The sequence below is a fragment of the Swaminathania salitolerans genome, from assembly GCF_007988945.1.
In the GTDB taxonomy this organism is placed as follows: domain Bacteria; phylum Pseudomonadota; class Alphaproteobacteria; order Acetobacterales; family Acetobacteraceae; genus Swaminathania; species Swaminathania salitolerans.
This window is the reverse complement of sequence record NZ_BJVC01000004.1, coordinates 163,420-178,883: the sequence shown is the minus strand read 5'-3', so window position 1 is coordinate 178,883 and position 15,464 is coordinate 163,420. Positions and strand designations below refer to the sequence as shown.

The 15,464-nt window shown below is 63.3% G+C and carries 13 protein-coding genes; 11 read left to right on the top strand and 2 right to left on the bottom strand.

The features are described 5' to 3' along the window. Window positions 1-5: 5 nt before the first annotated feature. Window positions 6-719, bottom strand: coding sequence for a response regulator transcription factor (locus SSA02_RS09620; RefSeq protein WP_147093844.1), 714 nt, complete (start codon window positions 717-719; stop codon window positions 6-8). A 263-nt stretch (window positions 720-982) separates the two neighbouring features. Here SSA02_RS09620 and SSA02_RS09615 point away from each other — a divergent pair, with 263 nt between their 5' ends. From SSA02_RS09615 to SSA02_RS09575, 9 genes are all read left to right on the top strand, one after another. Then, complete coding sequence (locus SSA02_RS09615) at window positions 983-1,585, top strand: nucleotide exchange factor GrpE (RefSeq protein ID WP_147093843.1); 603 nt, start codon at window positions 983-985, stop codon at window positions 1,583-1,585. A 132-nt stretch (window positions 1,586-1,717) separates the two neighbouring features. Beyond that, window positions 1,718-3,622 carry a molecular chaperone DnaK gene (dnaK, locus tag SSA02_RS09610; RefSeq protein WP_147093842.1) on the top strand — a complete coding sequence of 635 codons (1,905 nt, stop codon included), beginning with the start codon at window positions 1,718-1,720 and terminating at the stop codon, window positions 3,620-3,622. A gap of 231 nt (window positions 3,623-3,853) precedes the next feature. Further along, window positions 3,854-4,999 (top strand): molecular chaperone DnaJ, encoded by a 1,146-nt coding sequence (gene dnaJ, locus SSA02_RS09605; protein ID WP_147093841.1) that lies wholly within the window; start codon window positions 3,854-3,856, stop codon window positions 4,997-4,999. Between the two features lie 4 nt (window positions 5,000-5,003). Further along, window positions 5,004-5,771, top strand: coding sequence for a 4-hydroxy-tetrahydrodipicolinate reductase (gene dapB / locus SSA02_RS09600; RefSeq protein ID WP_147093840.1), 768 nt, complete (start codon window positions 5,004-5,006; stop codon window positions 5,769-5,771). A gap of 118 nt (window positions 5,772-5,889) precedes the next feature. Beyond that, a complete protein-coding gene (gene metK, locus SSA02_RS09595; protein WP_147093839.1) occupies window positions 5,890-7,077 on the top strand; it encodes a methionine adenosyltransferase in 1,188 nt (395 codons plus the stop codon). A gap of 5 nt (window positions 7,078-7,082) precedes the next feature. Beyond that, the gene (gene trmB, locus SSA02_RS09590; RefSeq protein ID WP_147093949.1) at window positions 7,083-7,799 is read left to right on the top strand and encodes a tRNA (guanine(46)-N(7))-methyltransferase TrmB; all 717 of its coding nucleotides are present in this window, start codon (window positions 7,083-7,085) and stop codon (window positions 7,797-7,799) included. Between the two features lie 23 nt (window positions 7,800-7,822). After that, the gene (locus SSA02_RS09585; protein WP_246103812.1) at window positions 7,823-9,466 is read left to right on the top strand and encodes an electron transfer flavoprotein-ubiquinone oxidoreductase; all 1,644 of its coding nucleotides are present in this window, start codon (window positions 7,823-7,825) and stop codon (window positions 9,464-9,466) included. A 58-nt stretch (window positions 9,467-9,524) separates the two neighbouring features. Continuing rightward, window positions 9,525-10,274: an electron transfer flavoprotein subunit beta/FixA family protein gene (locus SSA02_RS09580; RefSeq protein WP_147093838.1), complete on the top strand. Its 750-nt coding sequence runs from the start codon at window positions 9,525-9,527 to the stop codon at window positions 10,272-10,274. A gap of 2 nt (window positions 10,275-10,276) precedes the next feature. After that, window positions 10,277-11,194 (top strand): FAD-binding protein, encoded by a 918-nt coding sequence (locus SSA02_RS09575; RefSeq protein WP_147093837.1) that lies wholly within the window; start codon window positions 10,277-10,279, stop codon window positions 11,192-11,194. Here the strand turns inward: SSA02_RS09575 and SSA02_RS09570 are convergent. Next, window positions 11,173-12,633, bottom strand: coding sequence for an MATE family efflux transporter (locus SSA02_RS09570; RefSeq protein ID WP_147093836.1), 1,461 nt, complete (start codon window positions 12,631-12,633; stop codon window positions 11,173-11,175). The genes SSA02_RS09575 and SSA02_RS09570 overlap by 22 nt on opposite strands. 354 nt (window positions 12,634-12,987) lie before the next feature. On the opposite strand from SSA02_RS09570, the gene SSA02_RS09565 reads away from it, so the two are divergent. Then, the gene (locus tag SSA02_RS09565) at window positions 12,988-14,238 is read left to right on the top strand and encodes an allantoate amidohydrolase (protein ID WP_147093835.1); all 1,251 of its coding nucleotides are present in this window, start codon (window positions 12,988-12,990) and stop codon (window positions 14,236-14,238) included. A 41-nt stretch (window positions 14,239-14,279) separates the two neighbouring features. Then, entirely contained in the window at window positions 14,280-15,404 is a 1,125-nt protein-coding gene (locus SSA02_RS09560) for a pyridoxal-phosphate-dependent aminotransferase family protein (RefSeq protein ID WP_147093947.1), read from the top strand. The last annotated feature ends 60 nt before the right edge of the window (window positions 15,405-15,464 follow it).

The window sequence follows — 15,464 nt, the reverse complement described above, 5'->3', positions numbered from 1 at the left end:
GCCGTTCAGTCTTCCTTGTAACGATACCCTATGCCGTACAGTGTCTCGATCTGGTTGAAACTGTCATCCACCTGCCGGAATTTCTTGCGCACGCGCTTGATATGGCTGTCGATGGTGCGATCGTCGACATAGATGTTCTCGCCATAGGCCGCATCGATGAGCTGATCGCGCGATTTCACCATTCCCGGACGCAGGGCCAGCGCCTTGACCAGCAGGAATTCCGTAACGGTCAGCATGATGTCCTGCCCCGCCCACAGACATTGATGACGGGTCTCGTCGAGCGTCAGGCTGCCGCGCACGATCGCCGCCCCCGTACCGGCGGCGCCGCTGACTTCGGCCCGGCTGGCATCCTGACGACGCAGAAGGGCACGGATGCGCTCGAGAAGCAGGCGCTGCGAGAAAGGCTTGGTGATGTAGTCGTCTGCGCCCAGCCTCAGCCCCATGAGCTGGTCGAGCTCCTCGTCCTTGGAGGAGAGGAAGATGACCGGCAGGGACGACCGGGCGCGCAGACGCTGGAGCAGCTCCATTCCGTCCATGCGCGGCATCTTTATGTCGAGCACCGCAAGACTGACGGGACGCGCCTGGATACCCTGGAGCGCGGCCTCGCCATCCGTATAGGTATGCACCACGAACCCCTCGGCCTCGAGCGTCATCTGCACCGAAGTGAGGATGTTGCGATCGTCGTCCACCAGGGCGATTGTGTGCTTGGTCATCTCCATGAGTGATGCATCCGCCTGTCAATTTCTGCCTGTTGCCAATTCAGGGGGGGTTGGCATATGGCTTGGGACTGCCACCTATATCCTACCACGAAGCCGCGCCCAAGACGGGGCGGCTCAAAACGGTGGGGCACTCCCAGATGCTCTGCCGTTCGCGTTTCGTGGCTTCTGGCAGTTCTACTCGCCCCGCACAGGGGGAGCGCGCCGGAAGCCGACCGTCAGCCGCCCGGTCCAGACCGGGCCAGAATTCCGAGGTTGCGACCACGATGACAACAGAACAAGAGCTGCACGCCGAACAGGCCGACATGTCGGGCAAGGAAGCGGAGCAGACAGGAAACGGGCAGGATACGGAAAGCCATCGGACGGACGGCCATGAATCCCCCGAAGCCCGTATCGCCGAGCTCGAGGCCCAGGTCGCCGAATTCCGCGACAAGTGGATGCGCGCCGAGGCAGAGATGCAGAATCTCCGCACCCGCTCCAAGCGCGAGGTCGAGGATGCCCGTCAGTACGCCGTTCAGAAATTCGCCAAGGATGTCGTCGAGGCGGCCGAGAACCTGCAGCGCGGTCTCGCCTCCCTGCCCGCGAAAAGCGATACGGAAGACAGCCTGATCGGAAAGCTGCGCGAGGGCTTCGAAAGCACCGAGCGTTCGTTCCTCGGCATTCTCGAGCGAAACGGCATCACCTGCCAGCATCCGGTCGGCCAGGCCTTCGACGCCAACCTGCATCAGGCCATGGCGGAGCAGCCCAGCGACGACCATGCCGACGGCACCGTGATGCAGGCCTGGACGCCGACCTGGACCCTGCACGGACGTCTGCTCAAGCCCGCCATGGTCGTGGTTGCCAAGGGCGGAAACAAAGCGGGCGAATGAGGGTTGAAACCGACCTGAAGGCCTCCTAGATTTTACAGGTAAACCAGTCCCTTGACGGGGCAGGATTCCAGAAAACGAGGGCGTTGACCGGTGCCTGAATGGGCCGGACCACGCCGCTGAAAGGACCGGAACATGAGTAAAGTCATCGGTATCGACCTCGGTACCACCAATTCCTGCGTCGCCATTCGCGAAGGCGACGAGACCAAGGTCATCGAGAACAGCGAAGGCGCGCGTACCACGCCGTCCATGGTCGCCTTCACGGCCAGCGGCGAGCGTCTCGTCGGTCAGGCCGCCAAGCGTCAGGCCGTCACCAATCCTTCCGACACGCTCTATGCCGTCAAGCGTCTGATCGGCCGTCGCTACGACGATCCGACCGTCGCCAAGGACAAGGAAATGGTCCCGTACGAAATCGTACGTGGCGATAACGGCGATGCCTGGGTGCGCGCACGCGGTGAGAACTACTCCCCGTCGCAGATCTCGGCTTTCGTTCTGGGCAAGATGAAGGAAACCGCCGAGGCCTATCTCGGTGAGACCGTCTCCCAGGCCGTCATCACGGTTCCGGCCTACTTCAACGATGCCCAGCGTCAGGCGACGCGCGATGCCGGTCGTATCGCCGGTCTCGAAGTGCTGCGCATCATCAACGAGCCGACGGCTGCCGCTCTGGCCTACGGCCTCGGCAAGCGCGATTCCGGCACCGTGGCCGTCTATGACCTCGGCGGTGGCACGTTCGACGTGTCGATCCTCGAGATCTCCGATGGCGTGATCGAGGTGAAGTCCACCAACGGCGACACCTTCCTCGGCGGTGAGGATTTCGACAACCGCATCATCGGTTACCTCGCGGACGAGTTCAAGCGCGAGCAGGGCATCGACCTGCGTGGCGACAAGCTGGCCCTGCAGCGTCTGAAGGAAGCGGCAGAAAAGGCCAAGATCGAGCTTTCCTCCGCCAAGGAAACCGAGATCAACCTGCCCTTCATCACGGCCGATGCCTCGGGTCCGAAGCATCTCGTGATCAAGCTCAGCCGTGCCAAGCTGGAAAGCCTGGTCGAGGATCTGATCCAGCGTACGCTCGGCCCGTGTCGCGCGGCCCTGAAGGACGCCTCGGTCACGCCGGCGGAAATCGACGAAGTCATCCTCGTCGGCGGCATGACCCGTATGCCGAAGGTCATCGAGACCGTTAAGCAGTTCTTCGGCAAGGAACCCGCCCGCAACGTCAACCCCGACGAAGTCGTGGCCATCGGTGCAGCCATCCAGGGCGCCGTGCTCAAGGGCGACGTGAAGGATGTCCTGCTTCTCGACGTGACCCCGCTCTCGCTGGGTATCGAAACGCTGGGCGGTGTCTTCACCCGTCTGATCGATCGCAACACGACGATCCCGACCAAGAAGAGCCAGACCTTCTCGACCGCCGAGGACAACCAGAGCGCCGTGACCATCAAGGTCTATCAGGGCGAGCGCGAAATGGCGGCAGACAACAAGCTGCTCGGCAATTTCGATCTCACCGGGATCGCTCCGGCCCCGCGCGGCGTGCCGCAGATCGAGGTCACCTTCGACATCGACGCCAACGGCATCGTCAACGTGTCCGCCAAGGACAAGGCGACCGGCAAGGAGCAGCAGATCAAGATCCAGGCCTCCGGCGGTCTGTCGGATTCCGATATCGACCGTATGGTCAAGGAAGCCGAAGCCAATGCCAGCGCCGACAAGGCAAAGCGTGAACTGGTCGAGCAGCGCAACAATGCCGAGGCCCTCGTTCATCAGACCGAGAAGGCCATCAGCGAAGCGGGCGACAAGGTTCCGGAAGCGGACAAGTCCGAAGCCGAAGCGGCCATCGCCGCAGTGCGCGAAGCCATGAACGGCACGGATGCCGAGGCGCTGAAATCTGCCTCCGAGCGTCTGACGCAGTCGGCCATGAAGATCGGTCAGGCTGCCTATGCCGCGGGTCAGACCGAGGAAGGCGCAGCCGGTGGCGAGGCTCATGCTGCCAAGGACGAAAACGTCGTGGACGCCGATTTCGAGGACGTGGACGACAACAAGAAGCACTGATCTCCCGAAGGCAGGGGCGGTCTCCCGCCCCTTCCCGAGGCTGATTGCTCGTGGCGCCCGTCCTTCCTCAGGGAAGGGCGGGCGTTTCGCCGTTCTGCTCCGCTCGCCCGAACCTTACCCGCCCGAACCTTACCCGCCCGTCAGTGGCGACGGCGCGTGGCACCCCCATCCTGACCCCCGAATCTCCAGACTCCGGATCTCCTGACCCCGGATCTCCTGACGAGGACTCCCATGGCCACCAAAATCGATTTCTACGCCGTTCTCGAAGTCTCCCGGACCGCCTCTGCCGACGAACTCAAGAAAGCCTATCGCAAGCAGGCGATGCGCTATCATCCCGACCGCAATCCGGGGGATGAAACGGCAGAGCACAAGTTCAAGGAGATCAACGAGGCATATGACGTCCTGAAGGACGAGCAGAAACGTGCCGCCTATGACCGCTTCGGTCATGCTGCCTTCGAGAATGGCGGCATGGGCGGCATGGGCGGCGGCTTCGGTGGCTTCGGCGGCGGGGGACTCGACGATATCTTCGAGATGTTCGGCGACATGATGGGCGGCCGCCGCGGTGGCGGGCGCCGTCGCACGGGCAATGACATCCAGGTCCAGGTCGAGATCTCCCTGAGCGAGGCGTTCACCGGCGTGAAGAAGCCGGTCGAGATCCGTACGCGCGTCACCTGCGAGGACTGCCACGGTTCGGGTTCGGCGGAGAGCAACCCCGGCGACACGACCTGCCCGACCTGTCACGGTGCGGGCGCGGTTCGCGCCCAGCAGGGATTCTTTCTGGTCGAACGTCCCTGTCCGACCTGTCACGGCTCGGGCAAGGTCGTGCGCAATCCGTGCAAGACGTGCCGCGGTTCGGGCACGACGGAACAGACCCGCACCCTCGATATCGCCATTCCGGCCGGGGTGGAGGACGGCACCCGTATCCGCGTCACGGGTGAGGGCGAAGCGGGCGGCAATGGCGTACAACCGGGCGACCTCTATGTTCATGTCGCAGTCGGCAGCAGCGAGATCTTCCAGCGTGACGGCGCCAATATCTATTGCCGTGTGCCGCTGCGCATGACCCAGGCCGCTCTGGGAACGGAGATCGAGGTTCCGGTCATCGATAGCAGCCGGGCCAAGGTCAGGATCCCCGCGGGGACCCAGACCGGCGAGAATTTCCGTCTGCGCGGTCGGGGCTTCTCGGTTCTGCGCTCGAGTGCCCGTGGCGACATGTATATCCAGGTCGCCGTGGAAACGCCGCATCATCTGAGCAAGCGCCAGAAGGAGCTTCTGGAGGAGTTCGAGACGGAGGCGGGAGAGGCGCAGGATCAGGAAAAGGCCAATCCCGAACATACCGGCTTCTTCGCCAAGGTCCGCGACTTCTTCGAAGGGAAATGACAGGATGCGCATCGGTATTGCGGGCATCACAGGCCGCCTCGGCGCGCTCTGTGCGGCCGAGCTCGAAAACACGGCCTCAGCTCCCGGTATTCTCTCGGGCGGTCTGGCCCGCAAGGCCGATCCATCGCGCCGCATCGTGACGGATCCGTCCGAACTCGCAGCGTGCAGCGATGTCGTGATCGATGTCAGCAGCCCGGATGCCACCTGTGCCAATGCCCGGGCATTCAGCAGTGCGGGTTGTGCCTGGGTGATCGGCACGACCGGGTTCGATGCCGCTGCCGAAGACGCGATCGAACGGGCCTCGGCAGTCATTCCCGTGCTTCGCGCCGCCAATTTCGCGCCGGGTCTGACCATGATGCTCGATCTGGCCCGTCAGCTCGGCGCAGCCCTGCCCGCAAGCGAATACGATGCCGAGATCCTGGAAACCCATCACCGCCAGAAACGCGACGCCCCTTCCGGCACGGCTCTGGCCATTGGCGAGCATGTGGCGCGCGGGCGCGGTGCCGCCCTGGCCGGGATCGCCGAGACCGATCGCTCGGGGCTGCGCGGCGAGGGCGCGATCGGGTTCGCCTCCCTGCGCGCGGGACAGATCGTGGGAGAGCACAGCCTGATCCTGACATCGGATACCGAGCAGATCACCTTGTCGCATCGCGCCTTCGACAGGCGGGTCTTCGCGCAAGGAGCGCTCAAGGCGGCTTACTGGCTGTACGGCCGATCGGCGGGGCTCTACGACATGGCGATGGTCTTCGGGAGCCAGGCGCCTAAATCATAACAAACTCTTGACCCTCGCCGTATCTTGCCTCTAAGGACGACCCTCTCTTGCGGTACGGGCGCAGGCTGTCGCGCGTCCGCTGCCTTATTCTTTCACTCATTCCCTGCGAGGTCCCTGAGTGCGTAACTACGGCGATTTTCTCTTCACATCGGAATCCGTTTCTGAAGGTCACCCGGACAAGGTGTCCGATCGTATCAGCGATACGGTCCTCGACGCCTATCTCGAGGCCGATCCGGAAGCCCGTGTTGCGTGCGAAACGCTCTGCACGACCAATCGTGTCGTTCTGGCCGGCGAGGTTCGCGGTCCTGTATCGGTCACACCGGAGCTGCTGATCGAGCGCGCGCGCGACGCCATCAGGGATATCGGATACGATCAGGACGGTTTCTCCTGGAAGACCGCCGAGATCACCTCGCTCCTCCATGCACAATCCGCCGACATCGCCGTCGGTGTGGATAGCGCGGGCGAAAAGGACGAAGGCGCGGGCGATCAGGGCATCATGTTCGGCTTCGCCACCCGCGAGACCGAACATCTCATGCCGGCCCCGCTCTTCTATGCGCAGTCGATCCTCGAGAAGGTTCGTGACTACCGCAAGAGCGGCCATGCTCTGGGCGTCGGCCTGCTGCCGGACGCGAAAAGCCAGGTCACGCTGCGCTATGTCGATGGCAAGCCCGTTGGCGCAACCTCGGTCGTGATCTCGACGCAGCATATCGAAGGCATGCGCCAGAACACCATTCGCGAAATGCTGCGCGAAGTGGTCCGCGATATCCTGCCCGAAGGCTGGATGTGCCCGGAAGAGGAATTCTACGTCAATCCGACGGGTAACTTCGTGATCGGCGGTCCCGATGGCGATGCGGGCCTGACCGGTCGCAAGATCATCGTCGACACCTATGGCGGTGCGGCACCTCATGGCGGCGGCGCCTTCTCGGGCAAGGACCCCACCAAGGTGGACCGTTCGGCAGCCTATGCCGCACGTTATCTGGCCAAGAACGTGGTCGCTGCCGGTCTGGCTGATCGCTGCACCATCCAGCTCAGCTATGCCATCGGCGTCTCCAAGCCGCTTTCGGTCTATGTCGATCTCGACGGCACGGGCAAGGATATCGACGAAGCGCGTCTCGGCAAGCTGCTGAACGAGATGGTCGATCTGTCGCCGCGCGGCATCCGCAAGCATCTGCGCCTGAACCGTCCGATCTATGTGCCGAGCTCGGCCTATGGCCATTTCGGCCGCGTGCCCGATCCGGCTCTGGACAATTTCACGTGGGAGCAGACGGATCTGGTTCCGGGTCTGCACAGCGCCCTGAATCGCTGAGGCCCATCCTGTCCGACACTGCACTCAAATCCCAGCCTGAGCGGCTTTACGGCCGCCAGCGCGGGCATCCCCTGCGTGCCCGCCAGCAGCGCCTTCTCGATGAGGCGCTGCCAAGATTCCGCCTGAATCCCGACCAGGCCGCCACCCCGCAGGCCGCCTTTACCGGCGCGCCCGTCCAGGGCGTCTGGCTCGAGATCGGGTTCGGCGGTGGCGAGCATGCGCTCGATCAGGCACGACGCAACCCGGAGATCGGCTATATCGCCTCCGAGGTATTCGAGAACGGGCTTTGCTCCCTGATGTCGCGCCTCGTGCCGGAAGGGGAAGAAGAGACGGTTCAGCCGCCGGATCATTTCCGTATCTGGCCGGACGATGCGCGTCAGCTTCTCAAGGCGCTGCCCGATGGCTGCCTCGATCGCGCCTATCTGATGTTTCCCGATCCATGGCCGAAAGCGCGTCACGCCAAGCGGCGCTTCATCCACCCGGAAAACATCCGTGAACTGGCCCGCCTGCTGAAGCCGGGCGCCCTCTGGCGCGTCGCCAGCGATCATCCGGTCTATCAGGACTGGGTGTTCGAGATCATGGGCGCCCAGGATCTCTTCGACGCACCGCCCCCTGTCAGGGGCGAACGTCCCGTGGGCTGGTCGCCCACACGCTATGAAGCCAAGGCCTATCGCGAGGGCCGCGTACCGTTCTACTGGACGTTCACGCGGCGCGCTGGCTGATCCCAAGATCGATCGGAGCCCGAATGAGCACGGAAATCGAACGCGAGGAAATGGAATTCGACGTGCTGATCGTCGGCGGTGGCCCAGCCGGCCTGTCCGCGGCGATCCGCCTGCGCCAGCTCCTGCCTGACGCAACGATCTGTCTTGTGGAAAAAGGCAGCGAGATCGGCGCGCATATCGTTTCCGGCGCGGTCATCGAGCCGCGTGCGCTCGCCGAACTCCTGCCCGACTGGCGCGAGCGCAATGCGCCGCTGAACACGCCCGTCACCGGAGAAAAGATTCTCTTCCTCACCGGGAAGCGCGGTTTCTCCATCCCCTTCATCGATCGTCTCATGCCCGCCATGGCCAATCACGGCAATTATGTCGTGTCTCTCGGCGCGCTCTGTCGCTGGCTCGGGGCGCAGGCCGAGGAGATGGGAATCGAGATCTATCCCGGCTTCGCCGCTGCCGAGCCCTTCATCGAGAACGGCCGCCTCTGCGGCGTGATTACCGGCGATATGGGCGTCACGCGCACGGGCGAACATGGGCCGAATTTCGCGCCCGGCATGATCCTGCGCGCAAGACAGACCATTCTGAGCGAGGGCGCGCGCGGCTCCGTCAGCCAGCGCGTGATGAAACATTTCGACCTGCGTCAGGGCGTCGATCCGCAGACCTACGGTCTGGGCATCAAGGAAGTCTGGGAAATACCGGCAGAGAACCACAGACCGGGTTTCGTTCAGCACAGCTTCGGCTGGCCGCTCGACAACGGTACCTATGGCGGCGCCTGGCTCTATCATTTCGGCGAGAATCTCGTCTCCTACGGCTTCGTGACCGGGCTCGATTACGACAATAGCTGGCTCTCGCCGTTCCAGGAGATGCAGCGCGTCAAGACCCATCCCGAATTCGCGAAACATCTCGAGGGCGGTCGCCGTCTGATCTACGGCGCCCGGGCGCTGTCAGAAGGGGGGCTTCAGTCTCTCCCGCGGCTCTCCTTTCCCGGTGGGGTTCTCGCGGGGGATTCCGCGGGCTTCCTGAACATGCCCAAGATAAAGGGCACGCATACGGCCATGAAATCCGGGATGCTGGCGGCGGAAGCCGTCGCGGAAGCGCTCGGCTCCGAAGGGCCGGACAAGGCCACGAGCTATACGCGGCGGTTCAAGGGTTCCTGGCTGTTCAGGGAACTGTTCGAGGCACGCAATATCCGGCCCGCCTTTGCCCGCTGGGGCACCAGACTGGGCGCGCTTTATGCCGGGATCGACAGCGTCATCTTCCGCGGTCGTGCGCCCTGGACGCTCCATATGCGCCATACCGATCACGACGCGCTCAAACCCGCGAACGAGACGAAGCCCATCGCCTATCCGAAGCCGGACGGGAAGCTGACCTTCGATCTGAACTCGTCCGTTTTCCTCTCGGCCACCAATCACGAGGAGGATCAGCCCGTTCACCTGAAACTGCGCGATCCTTCTCTCTGGAATGCCGTCAACTGGGGACTCTACCGCTCTCCCGAGAGCCGTTATTGCCCGGCCGGGGTCTATGAGGCTGTCGAGGCGGACAAGGAAATGCACCTGCGGATCAACGCGCAGAACTGCGTGCATTGCAAGACCTGCGACATCAAGGACCCCACCCAGAACATCGAATGGTGCGTGCCCGAGGGCGGCGGGGGGCCGAATTACCCTGTCGGTATGTGATTTTGCATTGCGATAGGGTATGAACCCTGTCGACATTTCCAGGATCGGCGAGAGACAGATGAAGATAGTGGTCCCGGTCAAGCGGGTGGTGGATTACAACGTCAAGCCCCGCGTCAAGGCCGATAACAGCGGCGTCGAGACGCAAGGCGTCAAGATGTCGATGAATCCGTTCGACGAAATCGCAGTCGAGGAGGCCGTCAGGCTCCGCGAGAAAGGCGCAGCCTCCGAGATCGTCGTGGTAACGATCGGCGTGGCCGAGGCGCAGCCCGTCCTGCGTACCGCCATGGCCATGGGGGCAGATCGTGCCATTCTCGTGCAGACCGAGGCCGCGCTCGAGCCTCTGGCCGTGGCCAAACTGCTCAAGACCATCGTGGATCGCGAGAATCCCGGTCTGGTCATCATGGGCAAGCAGGCGATCGACGACGACATGAATGCGACGGGCCAGATCCTTGCCGCCCGTCTCGACTGGCCGCAGGGTACGTTCGCAAGTGCGGTTTCCGTCGAGAACGGACGCATCACCGTCACGCGCGAAGCCGATGGCGGCCTCGAAACCGTCGATCTGGCTCTTCCGGCCGTGGTCACGACCGATCTGCGCCTGAACGAGCCGCGCTATGCCACCATGCCCAACATCATGAAGGCAAAAAAGAAGCCGCTCGAAACCATCGCTGCCGATACGCTGGGTGTCGATCTCGCCCCGCGTCTCGAGACGGTGACCGTGATCGAGCCGCCCGTGCGCAAGGCGGGTATCAAGGTGGCAAGCGCGGCCGAGCTGGTCGGCAAGCTGCGCGATGAAGCGAAGGTGATCTGAACATGACGACTCTGGTTCTGATCGAGGCTGAAGGCGCATCCATCAAGAAAGCCAGCCTCTCTGCCGTTGCCGCAGCCCGCGTTTTCGGCGCGGTGGACGTTCTGCTCGTCGGCGCCGAAGGCGCGCAGGAAGCCGCCCGGATCGAGGGCATCACGCGCGTGCTTCACGCAGACTCGACGCCGCCTCTGGCCGAGTGCATCGCTGCGCTGATCGCCGACCGTGCCGCGCAGTACGACCATATCGTTTCCGCCGCGACCGCCTATGGCAAGAATATCCTGCCCCGTGCGGCCGGACTGCTGGATGTCCAGCCGATCACCGAAGTGATCGAAATCATCGATGCCGATACCTTCGTCCGTCCCATCTATGCAGGAAACGCGCTGGCGACGGTCCGTTCACGCGATGCGATCAAGGTGCTGACCGTCCGCAATGCGAATTTCGAGGCGGCGAAGCTGGGCGAGACGGCATCGGCACCGATCGAGTCCGTTTCCGCTGCGGTCGAGATACCCGATGCGCGCTTCGTCGGGATCGCGCTCACCCATTCCGATCGTCCCGAGCTGGAAACGGCGCGCGTCGTGATTTCGGGTGGGCGAGGCCTGAAGGACGCCGAGAACTTCAAACTGCTCGAGCCCATCGCCGACAGGCTGGGGGCCGCGATCGGTGCCTCTCGGGCTGCGGTCGATGCGGGTTTTGCCCCGAACGAGATGCAGGTCGGGCAGACCGGCAAGATCGTCGCGCCCGATCTCTATATCGCCGTCGGTCTCTCGGGGGCCATCCAGCATCTGGCAGGCATGAAGGACAGCCGCGTGATCGTGGCCATCAACATGGACCCCGAGGCCCCGATCTTCGGTGTGGCCGATTACGGTCTCGTGGGCGATCTGTTCGAGGTTCTGCCCCAGCTTCAGGCAGCACTCGAAGCCTGAGACGCCAGCCCCCGTCCGTTTTCGGACGGGAGCTCTCCCGGGGGCTCGTCCAAGGACTCTCCCAGGTATTCTGCGGGGGGCACATCCCCCTCGCGGCCGGGAGCAGGTCCCCGTTTCCCCAGCCGGCCCAGAGCCCGTCTCAACAGCACGAGACTCAGTCCTGCCTGTATGACGGCCGAAACGTTCGAGACGTGCCAGTAATCCTCAATACGGGTGCCGGGCCATCTGGCGAGGAGACCTATCGGCAGGACGAATGTCACCAGACGACTCGCCGTGCTGATCAGTGCCGGAACGGTGTTGCCCAATCCCTGGAACAGGGCCGAACAGGTAAAGACCAGTCCTACGGCAACGAAGTTCCAGGACACGATACGCAGATATCCGGTCGCGTATCCGAGAACCTGGGGCTTGTCCGTGAAGAATTCGATCATCAGCTCCGGGCGCAGATGACAAAGCGCGCTCAAAGCCAGCATGATGGCACCCCCTGACAGGGCTGCCACACGAAAGACCTGTCGCACGCGATCGACCTGACCGGCCCCGACACTCTGCGCTGCGATCGGCGTTGCAGCAAAGGCGAGGGCCATGGCGGGCAGGAAAACCGCCTGCATCACCCGCGATCCTATGCCGAACCCGGCCTGGGCATCGGCACCGAAACGGCGGAGTGCCCAGTAGGCGCAGCCCGAGATCAGGAACATGACGAAGAACTCGGCCGAAGCCGGCAGGCCGATCGAGACGATCTGACGCCATACGGACAGGCGAGGCATCGCGAGACGAAGCCGGAATTGCGGCGCGAGCCGTCCGAGCAGAGCGACGAGGAAAAGAGACCCGAGCGCGACTGCGATCGAGCTCGCATAGCCCGCACCCGCCACACCGTATGAATGACCCGTTCCCCACCCCATGACGAGAACCGGCGCCAGACCGGCATTGAGAAGAACCGTTGCGGACTGGATCAGCATCGGCACGCCGACCACTCCCCCGGCCCGCAATGCAGCACCGAGCGCCGCATTCGGAAAGAGGAGCGCGAGGGAGGGCATGAGGGCAAACAGATACCGGCGTGCCGCCTGCGCCGTCTCCTCATCCGCAGAAAGCAACGTCACGAAACCGTCTCCGGCCGTCCGGATCCCGACGATCGTGAGGAGACAGGCGAGCACGCTCATGCCGAGCGTCTGCTCGAACAGGGTCTGGGTCCGCCCCATCTCCCTGGCGCCGATCGCCTGTGCGATGAGGGACAGGGCCCCGACCGAGATGATCTGGCTGAGCGCCATGGCGCAGAAGAGCACGCTTCCGCCAGCAGCCACACCGGCCACAGCCCGACCGCCGAGCTGGGATACGAAATAGAGATCGACCAGAACGTAAAGCGTCTGCACGATCAGCCCGAAGCCGATGAACCCGGCCATGCCGACAAGCAGCCGCGCAACCGATCCCTGCGTCAGGTCACGCATGGCGCTTGAACTCCTCTTCCTGTGTTTCGATCGATCCGGAAAAAAAGCGCGGGTCGCATCCCGGCGACAGGAAGGCGCAATCTCCTCTTTCCGGCAATCAAGCCGGGAAACGGATACCGCTCCTTCACGCGATTCGTTTCTCTTCCGGTTTTTCTAATATTACGGGTTTCGAGAGTCTATGCCTCTATTTTCCGGATTCGAGATCTTCGACATCTCTGTCTCAGGGCTCTTTTACCCGGATCCTGCACGGTTTCCCGCCCCCTGCTTTCCCTTCCGCCCGTTTTTCGTGTTTCGGCGAGGTAAGGAGACAGCTTTCGATTGTCATTCGGGCCATGTTGGGACATGCTTGTATACATGACCGAAGCGACGGATAATCCGATACATGGTGCCCGGGCGAAAGCCCGCTGCGACGCGCTGGGCGTCCCCCCGTACAGCGACCAGAAAGACGGGCTGTTCCGGCCCTATCTCGGCCCTGCCCATCACGCGACGCTGGGATGCATCGCGCAATGGATGGATGAAGCCGGGATGAGCGTCGAGATCGACGCGGTGGGCAATATCGTCGGTCATTACGCCGGGATCCCTGCGGATGCGCCTGTCCTGTTGCTCGGCTCTCATGTCGACAGCGTTCGCGACGGAGGGCGCTATGACGGAATGCTGGGGGTGATGCTCGGTATCGAGACCGTCGCCTTTTTCCATGCGCAAGGCCGCCGTTTTCCGTTCGCGATCGAGGTCATCGGTTTCGGAGATGAGGAAGGGTCGCGTTTCTCGACCTACATGATGGGGTCCCGCTCGGCGGCCGGTCTCGAACAGGAGATCGACGATACCATCCGTGACAGCGAAGGTATCACGCTGCATCGCGCACTGGCCGATTGGGGGCTTTCGGTGCAACGCTTCGGGACAGCCCGCAGACAGAATGTCCTTGCCTATCTCGAGGCTCATATCGAACAGGCGCCGCATCTCGAACGGGCCGCACGTCCTCTGGGTCTCGTTCGCGGTATCGCCTCGCAATACCGCTATCGCGTCACCTTCACCGGTCTTGCCGATCATGCGGGCACGGCGATGGGAGAGCGCCGGGATGCCCTCGCTGCCGCTGCGGAGGCGATCGTCTCGATCGAGGCCGTCGGTGCCGCGGGTCCGGACGACCTCGTGACGACGGTCGGCGTTCTCCAGGTCGAGAACGGTGCGCCCAATGTGGTGCCGGGTCAGGTGGTCATGACCATGGATATCCGTGCCGTAACTCCCGGGGCGAGGGAGGCGGCTGCCGGGGAAATCCGTTCCATGCTCGACGCGCTGTCCCGAAAACGCCAGGTCACCGTTCAGGTCGAACGGATCCAGGATCTCCAGGGTGCCCTGTGCGACGAGACCCTGAACAGAATGCTGGGAGAGGCGATCGTCGAGACGACCGGGGAAGAGCCACCGCTTTTGCTCAGCCAGGCCGGGCACGACGCGATGGTCATGGCCCGATGCGCGCCCATGTCCATGCTCTTCATACGCTGTGCTGGCGGGATCAGTCACAACCCGGCGGAATCCGTGACGGTCTCCGATGTCGAGGCCGCCTTCGATACGCTGACCAGAGTTATCGAGAAATTTGGAGAAGACCGGTGAACAGCTTTTTTGGCGAGATCGATCCCCCGCAGCGCCTCCTGATGGGGCCGGGGCCCATCAACGTTCATCCCCGTGTCCTGCGCACCATGGGGGCGGACATGCTCGGGCAGTTCGACCCGGAAATGACCGATTACATGAACCAGACGATGGCCCTGTATCGTCAGGTTTTCATGACCGGAAATCGCTGGACCTTTCTCATCGACGGCTCTGCCCGCGCCGGTATCGAGGCCGCGCTCACATCGCTGATCGAACCGGGGGCCAAGGTCCTGCTCATCCGCTCGGGGCGGTTCGGCATGCTTCTGGGAGAAATCGCCGAGCGTCTGGGCGCCGAGATTGCCTCGATCGATCTCGAATGGGGTCAGGTCGCGTCTCTGGAACAGATCGAATCCGCCCTGGCCGAACACCGTCCCGCCGTTTTCGCCGCCATTCACGGCGATACCTCCACCACGACCGCCCAGCCCCTCGAGGGGGTCGGTGCGCTCTGCCGGAAATACGGCGCCCTGTCCTATGTGGATGCGACGGCGACACTCGGCGGTATGGCCGTTCGCACCGATGAATGGGGGATCGACATCGTTTCTGCCGGATTGCAGAAATGCATGGGCGGTCCGCCCGGAAGCGCCCCCATCACCGTTTCGGATCGTGCGGCCGAATTCATCTTCTCGCGCCGCAAGGTGGAGAGCGGCATCCGCCGGGACGATATTCACGACGGAACCCGGCCTTTCATCCGGTCGAACTATTTCGATCTGGCGATGATCATGGATTACTGGTCCGAAAAGCGGCTCAATCATCACACCGAGGCGACCTCCATGCTCTATGCCGCCCGGGAATGCGCGCGGATCGCTCTGGAGGAGGGGCTGGAGAACCGCTTCGCCCGCCATGAAGCGGCCGGCCGTGCAATGACCGACGGTCTTCGCGCCCTCGGCCTGACCCTGTACGGGCAGGATGCGTATCGCATGACCAATGTCACAGGCGTCTATGTTCCGGAGGGCGTCGATGGCGAACGCGTCCGCACGCGGATGCGTGAGGAATACCAGATCGAGATTGGCACGGCCTTCGGTCCTCTGGCCGGGAAGATCTGGCGCATCGGTGCCATGGGCTACAATGCCGAACCCCACAAGATCCGCCTCACCCTCGCCGCGCTCGGCGAAATTCTGGCAACGGTCTGACCGAAAGCACGAGGCGGAGCGATCTGGCACGAACCATCCGGATCGCTTCCCCCTCCCGGA

Coding starts and splice junctions, on each gene's coding strand:
- dnaK (WP_147093842.1), top strand. CDS start 1,718: ATGAGTAAAGTCATCGGTATCGACCTCGGTACCACCAATTCCTGCGTC.
- SSA02_RS09565 (WP_147093835.1), top strand. CDS start 12,988: ATGACCGAAGCGACGGATAATCCGATACATGGTGCCCGGGCGAAAGCC.
- SSA02_RS09615 (WP_147093843.1), top strand. CDS start 983: ATGACAACAGAACAAGAGCTGCACGCCGAACAGGCCGACATGTCGGGC.
- SSA02_RS09620 (WP_147093844.1), bottom strand. CDS start 719: ATGGAGATGACCAAGCACACAATCGCCCTGGTGGACGACGATCGCAAC.
- SSA02_RS09580 (WP_147093838.1), top strand. CDS start 9,525: ATGAAGATAGTGGTCCCGGTCAAGCGGGTGGTGGATTACAACGTCAAG.
- dapB (WP_147093840.1), top strand. CDS start 5,004: ATGCGCATCGGTATTGCGGGCATCACAGGCCGCCTCGGCGCGCTCTGT.
- SSA02_RS09585 (WP_246103812.1), top strand. CDS start 7,823: ATGAGCACGGAAATCGAACGCGAGGAAATGGAATTCGACGTGCTGATC.
- SSA02_RS09570 (WP_147093836.1), bottom strand. CDS start 12,633: ATGCGTGACCTGACGCAGGGATCGGTTGCGCGGCTGCTTGTCGGCATG.
- dnaJ (WP_147093841.1), top strand. CDS start 3,854: ATGGCCACCAAAATCGATTTCTACGCCGTTCTCGAAGTCTCCCGGACC.
- SSA02_RS09575 (WP_147093837.1), top strand. CDS start 10,277: ATGACGACTCTGGTTCTGATCGAGGCTGAAGGCGCATCCATCAAGAAA.
- SSA02_RS09560 (WP_147093947.1), top strand. CDS start 14,280: ATGGGGCCGGGGCCCATCAACGTTCATCCCCGTGTCCTGCGCACCATG.